The organism is Pseudoxanthomonas sp. J31 (genome assembly GCF_000510725.1).
In the GTDB taxonomy this organism is placed as follows: Bacteria; Pseudomonadota; Gammaproteobacteria; order Xanthomonadales; family Xanthomonadaceae; genus Pseudoxanthomonas.
The window spans coordinates 234,699-250,403 of record NZ_AZNZ01000004.1; the positions used below are offsets into that span (position 1 = coordinate 234,699).

General features: G+C 73.0%; 11 protein-coding genes. 7 read left to right on the top strand and 4 right to left on the bottom strand.

Annotation, left to right across the window (positions count from 1 at the left end):
* The first annotated feature begins 11 nt into the window (after nucleotides 1-11).
* Nucleotides 12-1,382: an FAD/NAD(P)-binding protein gene (locus PSEJ31_RS0108500; RefSeq protein WP_028915215.1), complete on the top strand. Its 1,371-nt coding sequence runs from the start codon at nucleotides 12-14 to the stop codon at nucleotides 1,380-1,382.
* On the opposite strand, the gene PSEJ31_RS0108505 is transcribed toward PSEJ31_RS0108500, so the two are convergent.
* The 3 genes from PSEJ31_RS0108505 to PSEJ31_RS0108515 are packed head-to-tail and all read right to left on the bottom strand — an operon-like array spanning nucleotide 1,379 to nucleotide 5,678.
* Complete coding sequence (locus PSEJ31_RS0108505) at nucleotides 1,379-1,891, bottom strand: gluconokinase (protein WP_019398351.1); 513 nt, start codon at nucleotides 1,889-1,891, stop codon at nucleotides 1,379-1,381. The two genes, PSEJ31_RS0108500 and PSEJ31_RS0108505, sit on opposite strands and share 4 nt — an antisense overlap.
* On the bottom strand, nucleotides 1,888-4,296 hold the full coding sequence (locus PSEJ31_RS0108510; RefSeq protein ID WP_051403700.1) for an NdvB protein: 2,409 nt from the start codon (nucleotides 4,294-4,296) through the stop codon (nucleotides 1,888-1,890). Before PSEJ31_RS0108510 ends, PSEJ31_RS0108505 begins: the two co-directional genes overlap by 4 nt.
* Entirely contained in the window at nucleotides 4,293-5,678 is a 1,386-nt protein-coding gene (locus PSEJ31_RS0108515) for an MFS transporter (RefSeq protein WP_028915217.1), read from the bottom strand. Before PSEJ31_RS0108515 ends, PSEJ31_RS0108510 begins: the two co-directional genes overlap by 4 nt.
* Nucleotides 5,679-5,820: 142 nt before the next feature.
* On the opposite strand from PSEJ31_RS0108515, the gene PSEJ31_RS0108520 reads away from it, so the two are divergent.
* From PSEJ31_RS0108520 to PSEJ31_RS0108535, 4 genes are all read left to right on the top strand, one after another.
* Nucleotides 5,821-9,279: a PAS domain-containing hybrid sensor histidine kinase/response regulator gene (locus PSEJ31_RS0108520; RefSeq protein ID WP_028915218.1), complete on the top strand. Its 3,459-nt coding sequence runs from the start codon at nucleotides 5,821-5,823 to the stop codon at nucleotides 9,277-9,279.
* 11 nt (nucleotides 9,280-9,290) lie between these two features.
* Nucleotides 9,291-9,743: a hypothetical protein gene (locus PSEJ31_RS0108525; protein WP_156924937.1), complete on the top strand. Its 453-nt coding sequence runs from the start codon at nucleotides 9,291-9,293 to the stop codon at nucleotides 9,741-9,743.
* A gap of 84 nt (nucleotides 9,744-9,827) precedes the next feature.
* Entirely contained in the window at nucleotides 9,828-11,633 is a 1,806-nt protein-coding gene (locus PSEJ31_RS0108530; protein WP_028915220.1) for a copper resistance system multicopper oxidase, read from the top strand.
* Nucleotides 11,634-12,010: 377 nt separating this feature from the next.
* On the top strand, nucleotides 12,011-12,745 hold the full coding sequence (locus tag PSEJ31_RS0108535) for a copper resistance protein B (protein ID WP_232211005.1): 735 nt from the start codon (nucleotides 12,011-12,013) through the stop codon (nucleotides 12,743-12,745).
* A 4-nt stretch (nucleotides 12,746-12,749) separates the two neighbouring features.
* Here the strand turns inward: PSEJ31_RS0108535 and PSEJ31_RS0108540 are convergent, their stop codons facing one another.
* Nucleotides 12,750-12,971: a hypothetical protein gene (locus PSEJ31_RS0108540; RefSeq protein WP_028915222.1), complete on the bottom strand. Its 222-nt coding sequence runs from the start codon at nucleotides 12,969-12,971 to the stop codon at nucleotides 12,750-12,752.
* A gap of 290 nt (nucleotides 12,972-13,261) precedes the next feature.
* Between PSEJ31_RS0108540 and PSEJ31_RS0108545 the strand changes: the two genes are divergently transcribed.
* Together PSEJ31_RS0108545 and cydB are read left to right on the top strand one after the other, a co-directional pair.
* On the top strand, nucleotides 13,262-14,659 hold the full coding sequence (locus PSEJ31_RS0108545) for a cytochrome ubiquinol oxidase subunit I (RefSeq protein WP_028915223.1): 1,398 nt from the start codon (nucleotides 13,262-13,264) through the stop codon (nucleotides 14,657-14,659).
* On the top strand, nucleotides 14,656-15,669 hold the full coding sequence (cydB, locus tag PSEJ31_RS0108550; protein ID WP_028915224.1) for a cytochrome d ubiquinol oxidase subunit II: 1,014 nt from the start codon (nucleotides 14,656-14,658) through the stop codon (nucleotides 15,667-15,669). The genes PSEJ31_RS0108545 and cydB overlap by 4 nt, the downstream gene beginning before the upstream one ends.
* The last annotated feature ends 36 nt before the right edge of the window (nucleotides 15,670-15,705 follow it).

A 15,705-nucleotide genomic window follows, 5' to 3' on the forward strand; every position in this document is an offset into this window, starting at 1 on the left:
ACAATCGCCCGATGCATCGCGACCACGACATCGCCATCGTCGGCGGCGGCGCCGCCGGCACCCTGGCCGCCATCCACCTGCTGCGCCAGGCGCGGCCCGGGCTGCGGATCGCGATCTACGAACCGGCACCGCGCCCGGGCGAGGGCGTGGCCTACTCCACCCGCCGCCCCGAGCACCTGCTCAACGTCCCCGCCGGGAAGATGAGCGCGCTGCCGGAGGAGCCGGCCGATTTCCTGCACTGGCTGGCCGGGCGCGCGGAATACGCCGGCGCCGGCGACCTGTCCGGACGCTACCTGCCGCGCCGCGACTACGCCGCCTACCTGGGCCAGCGCCTGGAGGAGGCGCGCGCCAGCAGCCCGGCCACGCTGGAGCTGCACCGGCACCGCATCACCGCCCTGCAGCGCCGCGACGGCGGCCTGCGCCTGCAGTGGGACGGCGGCAGCGCCGGCGCGGCGCGGGTGCTGCTGGCCACCGGCAACGCCCTGCGTCCGCTGCCGGCGCGCGGCGCCGGTGCCCTGGCCGCGCCGCAGCTGCTGCAGGCCTGGGACAGCGAGGGACTGGCGGCGATCGCGGCGCAGGCACGGGTCTGCATCGTCGGCACCGGGCTGAGCATGGTCGACGTGGTCCTGACCCTGGAAGCCGGCGGCCATCGCGGCCCGGTGCACCTGCTCTCGCGCCACGGCCTGCTGCCGCTGGCGCACGTGCCGGATTCCCCGGTGGACGCCGGCCTGGACGTGGACGCGCTGCTGGCCCTGGGCCTGCGCGCGCGGCTGCGCGCCCTGCGCCAACGGGTGGCCGCGGCCGCCGCCGCGGGCCTGCCCTGGCAGGCGGTCATGGAGCGCCTGCGCCCGCAGGTACAGGCGCTGTGGCGCTCGCTGGACGCGGCCGACCAGCGCCGCTTCCTGCGCCACGTCGTGCGCTACTGGGACATCCACCGCCACCGCATCGCCCCCGAGGCCGGCGCGGTGCTGCGGCAGCTGGCCGGCAGCGGCCGCCTGCAGCTGCACCGCGCTCGCCTGGACCGGGTCGCCGCCGCGCCGCGCTGCGTGCAGGTGGGCGCGCGCGACCGCCATGGCCGCGAACTGGTGCTGGACGTGGACCACGTGGTCAATGCCACCGGCGTGGAGCTGCGCGTGCAGGCCATGCGCAACCCGCTGCTGGAGCAGCTGCTGGGCGAAGGCCTGGCCATGCCGGGCGCGCACGGGATCGGCCTGGCCACCGACGCCGACGGCCGCCTGCTCGATGCCGCCGGCCAAGCGCGCGGGGAGCTGCGCGTCATCGGCAGCCTGCGCATCGGCGAGGCCTGGGAAAGCCTGGCGGTGCCGGAACTGCGCGTGCAGGCACGGGACGTGGCCCGCGCCTGGGCGGATCTTCCGGCCTAGCCCGCGCCGATCGCGCGCAGCGCCGCGTCCAGTTGCGCCTGCGGCTCCAGCGCCGCGGCGATGGGCGTCACGTCGGACTCGCCGAGCGGCGGCTGCAGGGTGGCGAACTGGCTGTCCAGCAGGGCCACCGGCATGTAGTGCCCGCTACGCTGGCGCATGCGCGCGGCGATCAGGCCAGCGTCGCCATGCAGGAACAGGAAGCGCAGCGGCAGCCCGGTGGCGCGCAGCATGTCGCGGTGGCGCCGGCGCAGGCCCGAGAACGCGAGGGTGACGCGCTCGCCGGCCGCGACCCGGTGCCGCAGTTCGGCGGCGATGCGCTGCACCCACGGCACCCGCATTTCGTCGGTCAGCGGCTGGCCGGAAGCCATGCGCGCCCGCGCCTCCTCGCTGTGGAAGTCGTCGGCATCGAGGAAGGTCGCATCCCAGGCCTGGGCCAGCGCCTGGGCCAGCGTGGTCTTGCCGCTGCCGGACACGCCCATCACCACCGCCACCCGTACCGGCGCGCTCATGCCGTACCACCTCCGGCAAGCGGCAGCTCGACTCGCACGCGGTAGATGCGGCCGGCCTCGACCGGCTGCAGCAGGCCATCGGCCAGCGGCTGGCCATCGAGCTGCACGCGCATCGCCTGCACGCCGGCCGCGCGCTCGACCTCCAGCTCGACCTGCGCGCCGCGGAACCGCCGCGATGCCCTGGCCGAATTCCAGTGCGAGGGCAGCTGCGGGGCGATGCGTAGGGCGTGGCCCTCGCCGCGCAGGCCGAACAGGTCCTCGACCAGGCAGCGGTACAGCCAGGCCGCGGTGCCGGTGTTGAACAGCTGGCTGGAGCGGCCGGCGGTGCGCGGATGCAGGCGCCAGGCGCCGCGGTAGTAGTTGGGCACGAACACCGGCAGCTGGCCGCGCTGCAGCATGTCCTCCGGGTCCGGGCCCGGGAGCATGGCGCGCAGCACCTGCCAGGCGCGGTCGGCCTCGCCGGCGCGGAACAGCGCGTGCAGGTAGAACGCGGCGGCGTGGTTGTAGACCGCGCCGTTCTCGGCCGAGCCGGGGAATTTCTGGGTCAGGCGGCCCACGTCCTCGCGCATGCCGGTGTACGGCGGGTCGAGCATGGCCGCCCCGTACGGCGAGAGCAGGTGCTCGTCCACCGCACGCAGCAGCTTGGCACGCCGCGCCTCGTCGGCCGCGCCGCTGAGCATCGCCCAGCTCTGCGGGTTGAGGTAGATGCGGCCTTCGCTGTCGGCGCGCACGCCGAACACCACGCCGTCGTCGGTGATGCCGCGGCCGTACCAGTCACCATCCCACAGGTGCGCGTTGACCGCAGCGTTGAAGGCATCGGCGCCCTCGCGGAACACGGCATCGGGACGGCCGTGGCGGGCGCTGATGTCGGCCCACAGGCGCAGGGCGTGGGCGCTGGCCAGCGACAGCCAGCCGGACACGCCGCGGCCCTTCCAGCCGACCATGTTCATCGGGTCGCACCAGTCGCCCTGGGCGATGTAGCTGAGGCCGCGTTCGTCGCGCTGGGCCAGGAGCCAGTGCATGGCGCGGTCGATGCGCTCGGCCACGCTGGCGCTGGCGCCGTCGCCGCCGGCGACCACCTCGTCGAGGATCGCGTCGTCGCCGGTCTCGTCCAGGTAGGCCTGCAGGCATACCGGCAGCCACACGCAGTGGTCGGTGTGCGGCACCTGGTTGATGTACTTCAGCTCCGCACCCTCCACCAGCAGGATGCCGTCGGGCATGGAGCCGTCGGCGCGCTGCTGCGACAGCGCGTGCACGAACGCCGCGCGCGCGGTGGCCGGGCGCAGGTAGGCCATGCCCATGTGGTCCTGCAGGAAGTTGCGGGTCTGCGGGTCGGTGGTCAGGCGGTTGGAATCGCCGTGGTAGTAGACCTGGCGGGGCAGCCAGTGGTTGGCGAAGTGGTCCAGCCACGGATCCGGCGAGTCGATGCGCACGCAGCCGGCGCCTTCGGCCAGGTAGCGCTCGGTCGCCGCGGCCGCGGCGGCGAAGCCCTCGGCCGAGAGGTGGCGCCCGCGCAGCGCGCGGATCTCCTCGTCATCGTGCGCGGGGGCGAACAGGAAGCGCAGTTCCTCCTCCTGCTCCGGCTCCAGCACCAGGCGGTACTGCAGCGCCGCGGTCGGGGTCTCGTACAGGGCGTCGCCGCAGGCCAGGGCCTCGTGCCGGGCCACCGCGTCCGGCGCGTGCAGCCCGCCCTCGCCCTCGAACGCGGCCTGGTTGGCCTCCCAGGCGTCCGGCGCGCGCTCGTGCAGCAGCACGGTGAGGTCCTTGAACTCGCGCTGGCGGAACCACTCGGCGACCTTCTGGTACGGGGTGACGCTGCTGCAGACGATGCCGCCCAGGTCCGGCCGGTAGCGCCCGCCCTGGTTCATCCACGACATGTAGCCGACCGGGAAGTACGGGTACAGGCTGATCCGGCGCCGGCGCCCGGACACGTTGCGCACGCGGATGCTCCACAGCTCGGCCACGTCGTCGGCGGCCAGGCGCACCGCCATCGCCACCTCGATGCCGTGGCACAGCACCGTCCAGGCCACGTCGCCGGCGCCCACCGAGAACGCGAACGCGTCCGGATGCCGGTTGACAGGCGCGTGCGGCGCCGAGAACAGGCTGCCGGTGTCCTCGTCGCGGACGTAGCAGAAGCGTCCCGGGTGGTGGGCGTAGTACGGCTGCTCCGGCTGCATGAAGGTTTTCGCCTCCAGCACCGGCGCATGCGCGTACTTGGACGGCTCCGGCTGCATGAACTGCGCGGTGGCATAACCGCGGCAGTTGAGCTGCAGCAGCATGCGCCGGTTCCACAGGAAGGTGGACGCCTGCGGCATCGCCGTGGGGCTCTCCAGCACGAAGCGCCGCCCCTGTTCGCGGAATCCGCCCACGCCGGGCACGCTGTCGATGGTCTGCTTGCCGTTCATGCCTGTGCTTCCCGCCTTGCCTCCAGTTCGCCCTGGATGCGCTCCAGCGCGGCCGCATCCAGCGGATAGAAACGCATCAGCCACGCCGCCAGCAGCGCCACCACGCCGGGGATCACCGTCAGCAGCAGGACGATGCCCAGGCGCGAGGCGTCCGACTGCGCCTCGTTGGCCACGTAGCCCAGCGCCGCCAGGGTCCAGGCGATGCCGGCCGAGGCCATGGCGCCGCCCATCTTCTGCGAGAACGCGGCGGCGGCGAAGGTCATCGCGGTGGCGCGGCGGCCGGTCTTCCATTCGGTGTAGTCGGCGCAGTCGGCGTACATGGAGAACGCCAGCGGCGACTTCGGCCCCAGCATCAGCCCGACCAGGGTGTTGAGGCCCAGCATCACCCACACCTGCTGCGGCGGCACGAAGTACATCGCGCAGCTGAGCACGCCCACGCCGCCCATCAGCAGCATCAGCAGGGTGCGCTTGTCGAGGAAGCGGGTCATCAGCGGCGTGGCCGCCGCGCCCACCGCCAGCGCGATCGAGTAGGCGCCCAGGAACAGCCCGGTCAGCTCCGGCCGCTCGACGTGGTACTTGAGGTAGTACACCAGCGAGCCGGTGCGCATCACGATGGTGATCATGATCACCAGCGCCAGCACGAACAGCACCAGCCACGGGCGGTTGTGCAGCAGGTCCACGACGTCCTGGCGCACCGCGCTGCGCTGCTGCGGCGGCGGCTGGATGCGCTCGCGGGTGCTGGCGAACACCGTGGCGAAGCAGGCCACCGCGACCAGGCCGTACAGCGCCATGGTCAGCTGCCAGCCCAGCTGCTCGTCGCCGCGCCCCAGCCAGCGCACCAGGTCCAGGGTCAGCGCGTTGACCGCGGTGGTGCCGGCGAAGGCGGCGATGAAGCGGAAGCTGATCAGCGTGGTGCGCTGCTGGCTGTCGGAGGTCATCACCCCGGACAGCGCCGAGTACGGCATCGCCATCACGGTGTAGGCCAACATCATCAGGGTGAAGGTCGCGTACGCCCACACCAGGCGCCCGTCCCCGTCCAGCCCGGGCACGCTCCACACCAGCACGCCGCTGGCCGCCAGCGGCAGCGCGCCCCACAGCATGTACGGGCGGAACCGTCCCCAGCGGGTGCGGGTGCGGTCGGCGACGGCGCCCATCAGCGGGTCGGTGACCGCGTCCACCAGGCGGGTGACCAGCATCATGGTGCCGATCGCCGCGGCGCCGAGGCCCATCACGTCGGTGTAGAAGATCAGCAGGAAGGCCGAGACGTTGGCCCAGTACAGGTTGAAGCCGAAGTCGCCGAGGCCGTAGCCGGCCTTCTCGCGGAAGGACAGGCGCGCGGATGGATCCGCCGCGGGCGCGGCCCGGTTCTGGTCGTGCTGCATTCCCTCTCCCTGGTGCAGGGCGCCGGCCGGGCGCCGTGGGCACGTGACAGCGTTGTCAGATTGCGCGCAACCCGGGCCCGAGGCAAGCGCCGCACCATGCGCCGCAGTACACTCGCGGGCCGGGTGAGGGGAGGCGATCGGGTTGGTCTCGAGCTGGATCCTGCTGCTGGTCTCGGTCGGCTACGCCGCGCTGCTGTTCACGGTGGCATGGTGGGGCGACCGCCGTCCGATGTACCCAGACCGCCCGTGGCTGCGTCCGGCGGTGTACAGCCTCGCGCTGGCGGTCTACTGCTCCTCGTGGACCTTCTACGGCGCCGTCGGCAGCGCGGTGCGCAACGGCCTCGGCTACCTGCCGATCTACCTCGGCCCGATCCTGCTGATGCTGTTCGGCTGGCGCATCATCGAGCGCCTGGCGCTGATCGCGCGCAGCCAGAACGTGGTCTCCATCGCCGACTTCATGTCCGCCCGCTACGGCCGCTCGCGGCGGCTGGCGGCGCTGGTGGCGGTGATCGCCCTGGTCGGCATCATTCCCTACGTCGCCCTGCAGTACAAAGCCGTGGCCATGAGCCTGGCGGTGCTGTCGGGCCAGCACGTGGAACAGGCCGCGGTCGCCGCCGACCCGGCGCTGTACGTGGCCCTGCTGATGGCGCTGTTCGCCGCCCTGTTCGGCACCCGCCAGGTCGACGCCACCGAGCACCACCACGGCATGATGCTGGCGATCTCGCTGGAGTCGCTGGTCAAGCTGGTGGCGCTGGTGGCGGTGGGCGTGTTCGCCTGGGCCTGGCTGCGCGGCAACGAGATGCGGGTGACCCAGGCCGCGCGCGAGCTGTTCACCCAGGCCCCGCCGATGGGCTTCGTCGCCCAGACCCTGCTGAGCTTCCTTGCCATCGTCTGCCTGCCGCGCCAGTTCCAGGTGGCGGTGGTCGAATGCGGCGACGTGGCCGACATCCGCCGCTCGCGCTGGATGTTTGGCGGCTACCTGCTGGTGGTGACGCTGATGGTGGTGCCGATCGCCACCGCCGGCGTGTCCCTGTTCGGCGGCAACCCGCGGGTGGCCAGCGACACCTTCGTGCTGGCGCTGCCGCTGGCCGAAGGCAGCAGCGCGCTGGCGCTGGCCGCCTACGTCGGCGGATTCTCCGCCGCCACCGGCATGGTGATCGTGGCCAGCATCGCCCTGGCGACGATGGTCTCCAACGACCTGGTGATGCCGGTGCTGCTGCGCCGCGGCTGGGGCGAGCGCCACGCCGCCGCCGACGTCGCCTCGCTGGTGCTGTGGGTGCGCCGCCTTGCGATCCTGCTGCTGTCGCTGTGCGCGTACGCCTACTACCGCTGGATCGGCGGCGACACCGCGCTGGCCGCCTACGGCGTGATGGCGTTCGCGGCGGTGGCGCAGTTCGCCCCGGGCCTGATCGGCGGCCTGTACTGGCGCGGCGCCAGCCGCCGCGGCGTGGAGTTCGGCCTGCTCGCCGGCTTCGCCACCTGGGTGTACACCTTGCTGCTGCCGGCGCTCAGCCGCTCCGGGCTGTTCGACGGGCAGTGGATGGAGACCGGCCCGTTCGGCCTGTACTGGCTGCGCCCGCAGCAGCTGTTCGGGCTCAGTGGCTGGGATCCGCTGACCCACGGCACGTTCTGGTCGCTGCTGCTCAACGCCGGGGTGATGATGGTGGTCTCGGCGCGCTGGCGGCCCAGCGTGGACGAGCGCCTGCGCATCGCCCCGTTCCTGGACCCGTACGCCGAGCGGCAGACGCTGTCGCGCAGCGAGTGGTCGGGCAACGTCAGCGTCGGCGACCTGCTGGCCCTGGCCAAGCGCATCGTCGGCGAGCGCCACGCCCACCGCGCCTTCGTCGAGCAGGCGGCCGAGCTGGGCGGCGAGCTGCAGCCGGCCAGCGCCGCCGACCGCGCCTGGATCCAGTTCACCGAGCGCCTGCTGGCGGCATCGATCGGCGCCGCCTCCGCGCGCCTGGTGCTGACCTCGGTGCTGCGCGGCTCGGGCATGCACCTGGACGAGGTGATGGCGCTGCTGGACGAGGCCGGCCAGGAACTGCGCTTCAACCGCGAGATCCTCTCCACCACCCTGGAGAACATCAGCGCCGGGGTCAGCGTGGTCGACCCGGACATGCGCCTGGTGGCCTGGAACCGCCGCTACCAGCAGATGTTCGGCTACCCGGCCGGCATGCTCTACGTCGGCCGCCCGGTGGCCGACCTGATCCGCTACAACGCCGAGCGCGGCGAGCTGGGCGAGGGCGACATCGAGCAGCACATCCGCAAGCGCATCGAGCACATGCGCGCCGGCACCCCGCACGTGTTCGAGCGCGTGCGCGCCGACGGCACCGTGATCGAAATGCGCGGCCAGGCGCTGCCCGGCGGCGGCTACGTCACCAGCTACAACGACATCACCGCCTACAAGCACGCCGAGCAGGCGCTGCGCGAGGCCAACGAGACCCTCGAGCAGCGCGTGGCCGAGCGCACCCGCGAGGCCGAGGAGGCGCAGCAGTCGCGCACCCGCTTCCTGGCGGCGATCAGCCACGACGTGCTGCAGCCGCTCAACGCCGCGCGCCTGTTCGCCTCGGCGCTGCGCGACAGCGCCCAGGCCGACGTCGAGCAGCGGCACCTGGCCGAGCGCGTGGATGCCTCGCTGCGCGCGGCCGAGGAGCTGCTGGACGGCCTGCTGGACGTCTCGCGCCTGGACACCGGCGCCCTGCAGGCGGAGATCTCCACCTTCGACGCCGGCGAACTGCTGCGCGAGCTCGCCGCGCAGTACGCACCGGTCGCCGCCGGCCGCAGCCTGGACCTGCGGGTGCACGCCCGCCACTGCCCGGTGCGCAGCGACCGCCGCCTGCTGCGCCGCGTGCTGCAGAACTTCCTGGCCAACGCCCTGCGCTACACCCGCCAGGGCCGGATCGTGCTGGGCATGCGCGTGCGCGGCGAGGCCGTGTACCTGCAGGTGTGGGACACCGGCCCGGGCATCCCGCCGCAGCACATGCGCCAGATCTACGAGGAATTCCAGCGTTACCAGCAGCCGTTCGACTGGGGCGAGCGCGGCCTGGGCCTGGGCCTGTCGATCTGCCAGCGCATCTCGCGCCTGCTCGACCACGAACTGGACGCGCGCAGCAAGGTCGGCCGCGGCAGCATGTTCTCCATCGCCGTGCCGCGCAGCGCGCAACCGGCGGCGGCGCCCGCGCCGGCGCCGATGGCGGTATTGCCCGGCGACGGCTCGCTGGCCGGCCTGCGCGTGCTGTGCGTGGACAACGACCGCGAGATCCTCGACGGCATGCGCATCCTGCTGGCGCGCTGGCAGGCCGTCGCCATCCCCGCGGCGACGGTGGACGAGGCGCTGGAGCGGATGGCCGACAGCGCGCCGCAGGCGATGCTGGTGGACTACCACCTGCACGACCGCATGGACGGCCTGGACGCGCTGGACGCACTGCGCGCGGCCGGCGGCGCCATCCCCGGCGCGCTGCTGACCGCCGACGGCCGCGACGAGCTCAAGCGCCAGGCGCGGCTGCGCGGCTACCGGCTGCTGACCAAGCCGGTGAAGCCGGCCTCGCTGCGCGCCTGGCTGGCGGCACAGGTGCCGGCCGCGGCGCGCGCCGGCGCCTGACCGGCGGCGCCGTGGTTGCCGTGGCCCCGGTGCTGGCTTACCGTGGCCGCGTCCGCACCGACCCGACCATGACCGGTTTCCTGCCCCGCCTGTCCGCGCTGCTGCTGCTCCTGTGCCTGCTGGCGGGAGGACTGCCTGCGCAGGCCATGCATGCCCCGGCGCCGTCCGCGGGCGCGGCGCACGCGGACGCCATGCACGGCTGCCACGACGCCGGCGCCACCGCGGCGCCTGCCCACGGCGACCCTGTCATGCCGGCCCCGTCCGCCGGCGACTGCTGCGAGGACGGCGGTTGCGGCGGCACCGGCGGTTGCGGCCTGGCCTGTGCCTGCCCGCTGGCCGCCGCCGCCCCCGCGCCACCGGCCTGTGCCATCGGCAAATCCACCGCCGCCGCGCCGCCGGCTGCTCCGGAATGCGGCGATCCCGGTCGGGTACCCGTGCCACCGCGACGACCTCCCATCGCCTGAAGCCACGCGCAAGCCACCGGTGCGACGCCCCTGCGTCGCGCTTCCTTCGCATGCGCCCCACGGCGCCCCCAGCGGATCTTCGCCATGTCCCCGTCCCGGGATGCTTCCTTCCTGCCGGCTTCGCCGGCGCGCCGCCGCTTCGTCCAGGGCCTGGCCCTGGCCGGCGTGGCCGGCAGCGGCCTGCTGCGCGGCAACGCGCTGGCCATGACCCCGGCCGTGCTCAGCGGCCACGACTTCGACCTGGCCATCGGCCAGACCCTGCTCGACATCACCGGCCGCCCGCGCCCGGCGGTGGCGGTCAACGGCCAGGTGCCGGCGCCGCTGCTGCGCTGGCGCGAGGGCGACACGGTCAGCGTGCGCGTGCACAACCGCCTGCCCAACGTCCCCAGCTCGATCCACTGGCACGGCATCCTGCTGCCGGCCAACATGGACGGCGTGCCGGGCATGAGCTTCGACGGCATCGCGCCGGGCGAGACCTGGCTGTACCGCTTCACCCTGAAGCAGTCCGGCACCTACTGGTACCACAGCCATTCGCTGTTCCAGGAGCAGGCCGGGCTGTACGGGCCGATCATCGTCGATCCCCTGCAGCCGCCGCCGTACCGCTACGACCGCGAGCACGTGCTGCTGTTCTCGGACTGGACCGACCTGGCCCCGGACGCGCTGTTCCGCCGGCTGAAGAAGGCGCCCGGGTACGACAACCTCTACCGGCGCACCGCCACCGACTTCCTGCGCGACGTGCGCCGCGACGGCCTGCGCGCCACCCTCGCCGAGCGCGGCATGTGGGGGCGCATGCGGATGACGCCCAGCGACCTGTCCGACGTCAACGGCAACACCTATACCTACCTGCTCAACGGGCAACCGCCGGCGGGCAACTGGACCGGGCTGTTCCGCCCGGGCGAGAGGGTGCTGCTGCGCCTGGTCAACGCCGGCGCGATGACCCACTTCGACGTGCGCATCCCGGGCCTGGAGATGACCGTGGTCGCCGCCGACGGCCAGTACGTGCACCCGGTGAGCGTGGACGAACTGCGCATTGCCGCGGCCGAAACCTACGACGTGATCGTCGAGCCCACTGGCCAGGACGCGTACACGATCTTCGCCCAGGACCTGGGCCGCACCGGCTTCGCCCGCGGCACGCTGGCGGTGCGCCACGGCCTGGCGGCGCCGGTGCCGGCGGTGGATCCGCGTCCGCTGCTGGCCATGGGCGACATGGCCCATGGCGGACACGCGGGCCATGGCGGACAGGGCAGGCACCGGACCGGGCACCACGACACCACCGGCCAGGCGCACGCCGGGCACCAAGCGGCGCAGGCGCACGCGGGCCACGACGGGCATGGCGGCCATGCTCCGGCCACGCCACGCGGCGTCGTCCACCCGCCCACTGAAGCCGGCAATCCGCTGGTGGACATGCAGGCCTCGCCCACCGGCCCGCGCCTGGACGATCCGGGCATCGGCCTGCGCGGCAACGGCCGCCGGGTGCTGGCCTATGCCGACCTGCGCAGCCTGTTCGAGGATCCGGATGGACGCGAGCCGGGCCGCGAGGTCGAGCTGCACCTGACCGGGCACATGGAGAAGTTCGCCTGGTCGTTCAACGGCGTGCCCTTCGCCTCGGCCGAACCGCTGCGCCTGAACTACGGCGAGCGCGTGCGCATCGTGCTGGTCAACGACACGATGATGCACCACCCCATCCACCTGCACGGGATGTGGAGCGACCTGGAAGACGCGCAGGGCCGCTTCCAGGTGCGCAAGCACACCGTGGACATGCCGCCCGGCACCCGCCGCAGCTACCGCGTGCGCGCCGACGCGCTCGGCCGCTGGGCCTACCACTGCCACCTGCTCTACCACATGGAAGCGGGGATGATGCGCGAGGTGCGCGTGGAGGAAGCCGCATGAGCCGCCTGCTCCCGACCCGCCTGCTTCCGGCACTGCTGGCGCTGCTGGCCGGCATGGCGTCCGCGCAGGAACCACCCGGACATGCGGCGCATGCCCAGCACCATCCCTCCACGGAGCCGGAACGCCACGCTGCGCATGCAGGCCATGCCCCGGCGCAGGCGCCCGCCGCTGAAGACCACGCCGGCCACCACCGGCACGCATCCACCGCGCCATCGCCGTCCGCACCGCAGCCTTCCAGCGACGCGCACGGGGAGCATGCCGGCGCAGGCCATGCGGAGCACGCTCCGGCACCGGGCCACGACGGACACGCCGGCCACGCGCCGGCCGGCCAGTCCGCGGCGGCGCATGCCATGCACGCGCACACCCATGGACCTGGCATGCCCGCAGCGGACGCCAGCCTCCCGCGCGAGCCGATCCCGGCCGTGACCGATGCCGACCGCGCCGCCGCATTCCCGTCCCTGCGCCATGGCCACGCGCACGACGCAGGCCGCAACGGCCTGCTGCGGATCGACCGGCTGGAAGCCTGGGATGCCAGCGGCGGCAGCGGCCAGGCCTGGGAGGCGCAGGCCTGGATCGGCGGCGACGTGCAGCGCCTGTGGCTGCGCAGCGAGGGCGAGCGCGAACGGTCGCGCACCCGTGCCGCGGAGCTGGAGCTGCTGTACGGGCGCGGCATCGCGCCGTGGTGGGACCTGCTGGCCGGGGTGCGCCGGGACTTCGCGCCGGGCGACGGCCGCACCTGGGCGGCGCTGGGCGTGCAAGGCCTGGTCCCGTACAAGATCGAGGTCGCGGCCACTGCCTATCTGGCCAGCGGCGGCCACACCGCGCTGCGTGCCGAACTCGGTTACGAACTGCCGCTGAGCCGCTACCTGGTCCTGCAGCCGCGGCTGGAGGCGGAACTGCGCGGCCGCGACGATCCGCTCCGCGGCATCGGCTCCGGGCTGTCCAGCGCCGAGGCGGGGTTGCGCCTGCGCTGGAACCTCACCCCGCGCTTGGCGCCCTACCTCGGCCTGGTGCACGAGCGCGCCTTTGGCGACACCGGCCGGTACCAGCGCGCGGAGCATGGCGGCGCCCGCGACACCCGTTGGGTTGCGGGCGTGCGCGCGTGGTTCTGAGCCGCTAGGGACCGGGCAGGGGCGCGGGCCCGCGCTCCTGCCGCCCTTCCCGGCGCTCCGCGTCCAGCCGCTCCACCGCGGCGACCACGGCCTCGTAGGCTGCCTCCAGCGCGTCCAGGTGCTCCGGGTCGCGCTCGCGCCGATATGCGTGCAGCGCGAATCCCAGCAGGTTGAGCCGGTTGCGCAGCTCGTGCAGCAGCAGATCGTCGCCGTCGGGTTGGCTCATGGAGCAGTCGCGCTCGCGTTGGAGGGCAGCCGGGGCGGCCTGCAGGTGCCACGTAACGGCCGCGGCCAGCCCCGGATGATGCGGGCGCCGGCGTGATGGTCCCGGCAAGCACCACGCACCGGAGGATCCGTCACGGCGCGGTGACGCGCCGTCCACGGGCCGCTGCGCACACTCCGCTCCACCGCCGCGCATGCGCCCTCCGGAGCATCGATGAACGCCGCGAGCCGCCATCCCCCCGCCGTGGATGCCCTGCGCCGGGCACCCGCGACCGTGCGCCGCGAGGCCTAGCCATGGACGCCCTGCTGCTTTCGCGCATCCAGTTCGCGTTCGTCATCTCCTTCCACGTGCTGTTCCCGGCCTTCACCATCGGCCTGGCGTGGTGGCTTTCCTTCGTGGAGTGGCGCTGGCTGCGTACCCACGACGCGGCCTGGCGGCGGATCTACTTCTTCTGGATGCGGATCTTCGCCATCTCCTTCGGCATGGGCGTGGTCAGCGGCATCGTCATGACCTTCCAGTTCGGCGCCAACTGGCCGGAGCTGAGCCGTGTCGGCGGAGGCATCCTGGGCCCGCTGCTGAGCTACGAGGTGATGACCGCCTTCTTCCTGGAGGCCAGCTTCCTGGGCGTGATGCTGTTCGGCTGGGGGCGGGTGTCGGAGAAGCTGCACTTCCTGGCCACCTGCATGGTCGCGGTGGGCACGCTGTTCTCGGCGTTCTGGATCCTCAGCGCCAACAGCTGGATGCATACGCCGGCCGGTTACGCGCTGGCCGGTGGCATCGTCGAGCCGGCGGACTGGCTGGCGATCATCTTCAATCCCTCCTTCCCCTACCGCCTGGTGCACATGACCCTGGCGGCGTTCATCACCAGCTGCTTCGTGATCGGCGGCGTGTCGGCCTGGCTCCTGCGCCGCGGCATCCAGGCCGACGAGGCGCGGCGCATGCTGCACGCGGCGGTGGCCTTCGCCGCGATCACCGTGCCGCTGCAGATCCTGGCCGGCGACATGCACGGCCTCAACACCCTGGAGCACCAGCCGATCAAGGTCGCGGCGATGGAGGGCCACTGGCATCCGGCCGAACCCGGCGCCGGGGTACCGCTGACCGTGTTCGCCGTGCCCGACCAGGAGGCGGAGACCAACCGCCACGCCATCGCCATCCCACGCCTGGGCAGCCTGATCCTGACCCATGAATGGGACGGCGACATCCCGCCGCTGACCTCGGTGCCGCCGGAGGAGCGGCCGCCGGTGGCGCCGGTGTTCTATGCCTTCCGGATCATGGTCGGCATCGGCGTACTGATGCTGCTGCTGGCCTGGGCCTCGGCCTTCGCCTGGTGGCGCGGCACGCTGCTGCGCAGCCGGCTGCTGCTGGGCGCCTGGAACCTGATGCTGCCGGCGGGCTTCATCGCCCTGGTCGCCGGCTGGTTCGTCACCGAGATCGGGCGCCAGCCCTGGGTGGTACACGGGCTGATGCGCACCGCCGATGCGGTGGGCGAGCAGAGCGCCGGCATGGTCCTGGCTTCGCTTGCCACCTACGTCGTCGGCTATGCCTTCGTGTTCGGCTTCGGGGTCTGGTACCTCGCCCGGCTGGTGCGCCGCGGCCCGGTGCCCGACCGCGACGGCCCGGACCTGGAAGGCGGCGAGCGCACCCCGGCACGGCCGATCTCCGCGGCCGGCATTCCCGGAGAAGACCAATGAGCATGGAGCAATGGCTGCCGGTCGCCTGGTTCGTGGTGATCTGCTTCGGGATCCTGATGTACGTGGTGCTGGACGGCTTCGTCCTGGGCCTGGGCATCCTCGCCCCGTTCGCGCGCAATCCGCAGGAACTGGACCTGATGATGAACACCGCCGCGCCCATCTGGGACGGCAACGAGACCTGGCTGGTGCTGGGCGGCGTCGGCCTGCTCGCGGCGTTCCCGGCAGTGTACGCGCTGGTGCTGTCCTCGCTGTACCTGCCGGTGCTGGTGATGGTGATGGCGCTGGTGTTCCGCGGCGTGGCCTTCGAGTTCCGCTTCAAGGCGCGGCGCTCGCGCTGGGTCTGGGGCGGTGCGTTCTTCGCCGGATCGCTGCTGGCGGCGGTGGCGCAGGGCGTGATCCTCGGCGCCATCGTCCAGGGCCTGGCGGTGGAGGACGGTCGCTACGTGGGCGGCGCGTTCGGCTGGTTCAGTCCCTTCACCATGCTCACCGGGCTGGCGCTGGCCGCCGGCTATGCACTGCTGGGCGGCAGCTGGCTGATCCTCAAGACCGAAGGCCCGGTGCGCACCCTGGCCTGTGGGCTGACCCGGATGCTGGCCGGCGTGGTGATCGCCGCGCTGGGCCTGGTCAGCACCTGGCTGCCCTTCCTCAGCTCGCGGGTGATGGCGCGCTGGTTCGAGAGCGGCAACTTCTGGTGGCTGTCGCCGGTGCCGCTGTGCGCCCTGGTCGTGTCGGTGCTGCTGTGGCGCGCGACCGGACGCGGCGGCCCCGATTCGCGGCCGTTCCTGCTGTCGCTGCTGCTGTTCGCGCTGGCCTTCGTCGGCCTGGTGCTGGGCATGTGGCCGTACCTCGTTCCGCCGACCTACACCCTGTGGCAGGCGGCCGCGCCGCCCTCGTCGCAGGTCTTCGCCCTGGTCGGGCTGGTCGTGTTGCTGCCGCTGGTGCTGGGCTACACCGCCTGGTCCTACCGCGTGTTCCGCGGCAAGGTCGGCGCCGACGCCGGATACCACTGACGCATCACGCCGCGACAACGGCGGGCGCGCACGGCC

Bases quoted from the DNA above. Each gene is read 5' to 3' on its own strand.
- PSEJ31_RS0108545 (WP_028915223.1), top strand. From the start codon at position 13,262: ATGGACGCCCTGCTGCTTTCGCGCATCCAGTTCGCGTTCGTCATCTCC.
- PSEJ31_RS0108505 (WP_019398351.1), bottom strand. From the start codon at position 1,891: ATGAGCGCGCCGGTACGGGTGGCGGTGGTGATGGGCGTGTCCGGCAGC.
- PSEJ31_RS0108510 (WP_051403700.1), bottom strand. From the start codon at position 4,296: ATGAACGGCAAGCAGACCATCGACAGCGTGCCCGGCGTGGGCGGATTC.
- cydB (WP_028915224.1), top strand. From the start codon at position 14,656: ATGAGCATGGAGCAATGGCTGCCGGTCGCCTGGTTCGTGGTGATCTGC.
- PSEJ31_RS0108535 (WP_232211005.1), top strand. From the start codon at position 12,011: ATGCCCGCAGCGGACGCCAGCCTCCCGCGCGAGCCGATCCCGGCCGTG.
- PSEJ31_RS0108540 (WP_028915222.1), bottom strand. From the start codon at position 12,971: ATGAGCCAACCCGACGGCGACGATCTGCTGCTGCACGAGCTGCGCAAC.
- PSEJ31_RS0108530 (WP_028915220.1), top strand. From the start codon at position 9,828: ATGTCCCCGTCCCGGGATGCTTCCTTCCTGCCGGCTTCGCCGGCGCGC.
- PSEJ31_RS0108500 (WP_028915215.1), top strand. From the start codon at position 12: ATGCATCGCGACCACGACATCGCCATCGTCGGCGGCGGCGCCGCCGGC.
- PSEJ31_RS0108515 (WP_028915217.1), bottom strand. From the start codon at position 5,678: ATGCAGCACGACCAGAACCGGGCCGCGCCCGCGGCGGATCCATCCGCG.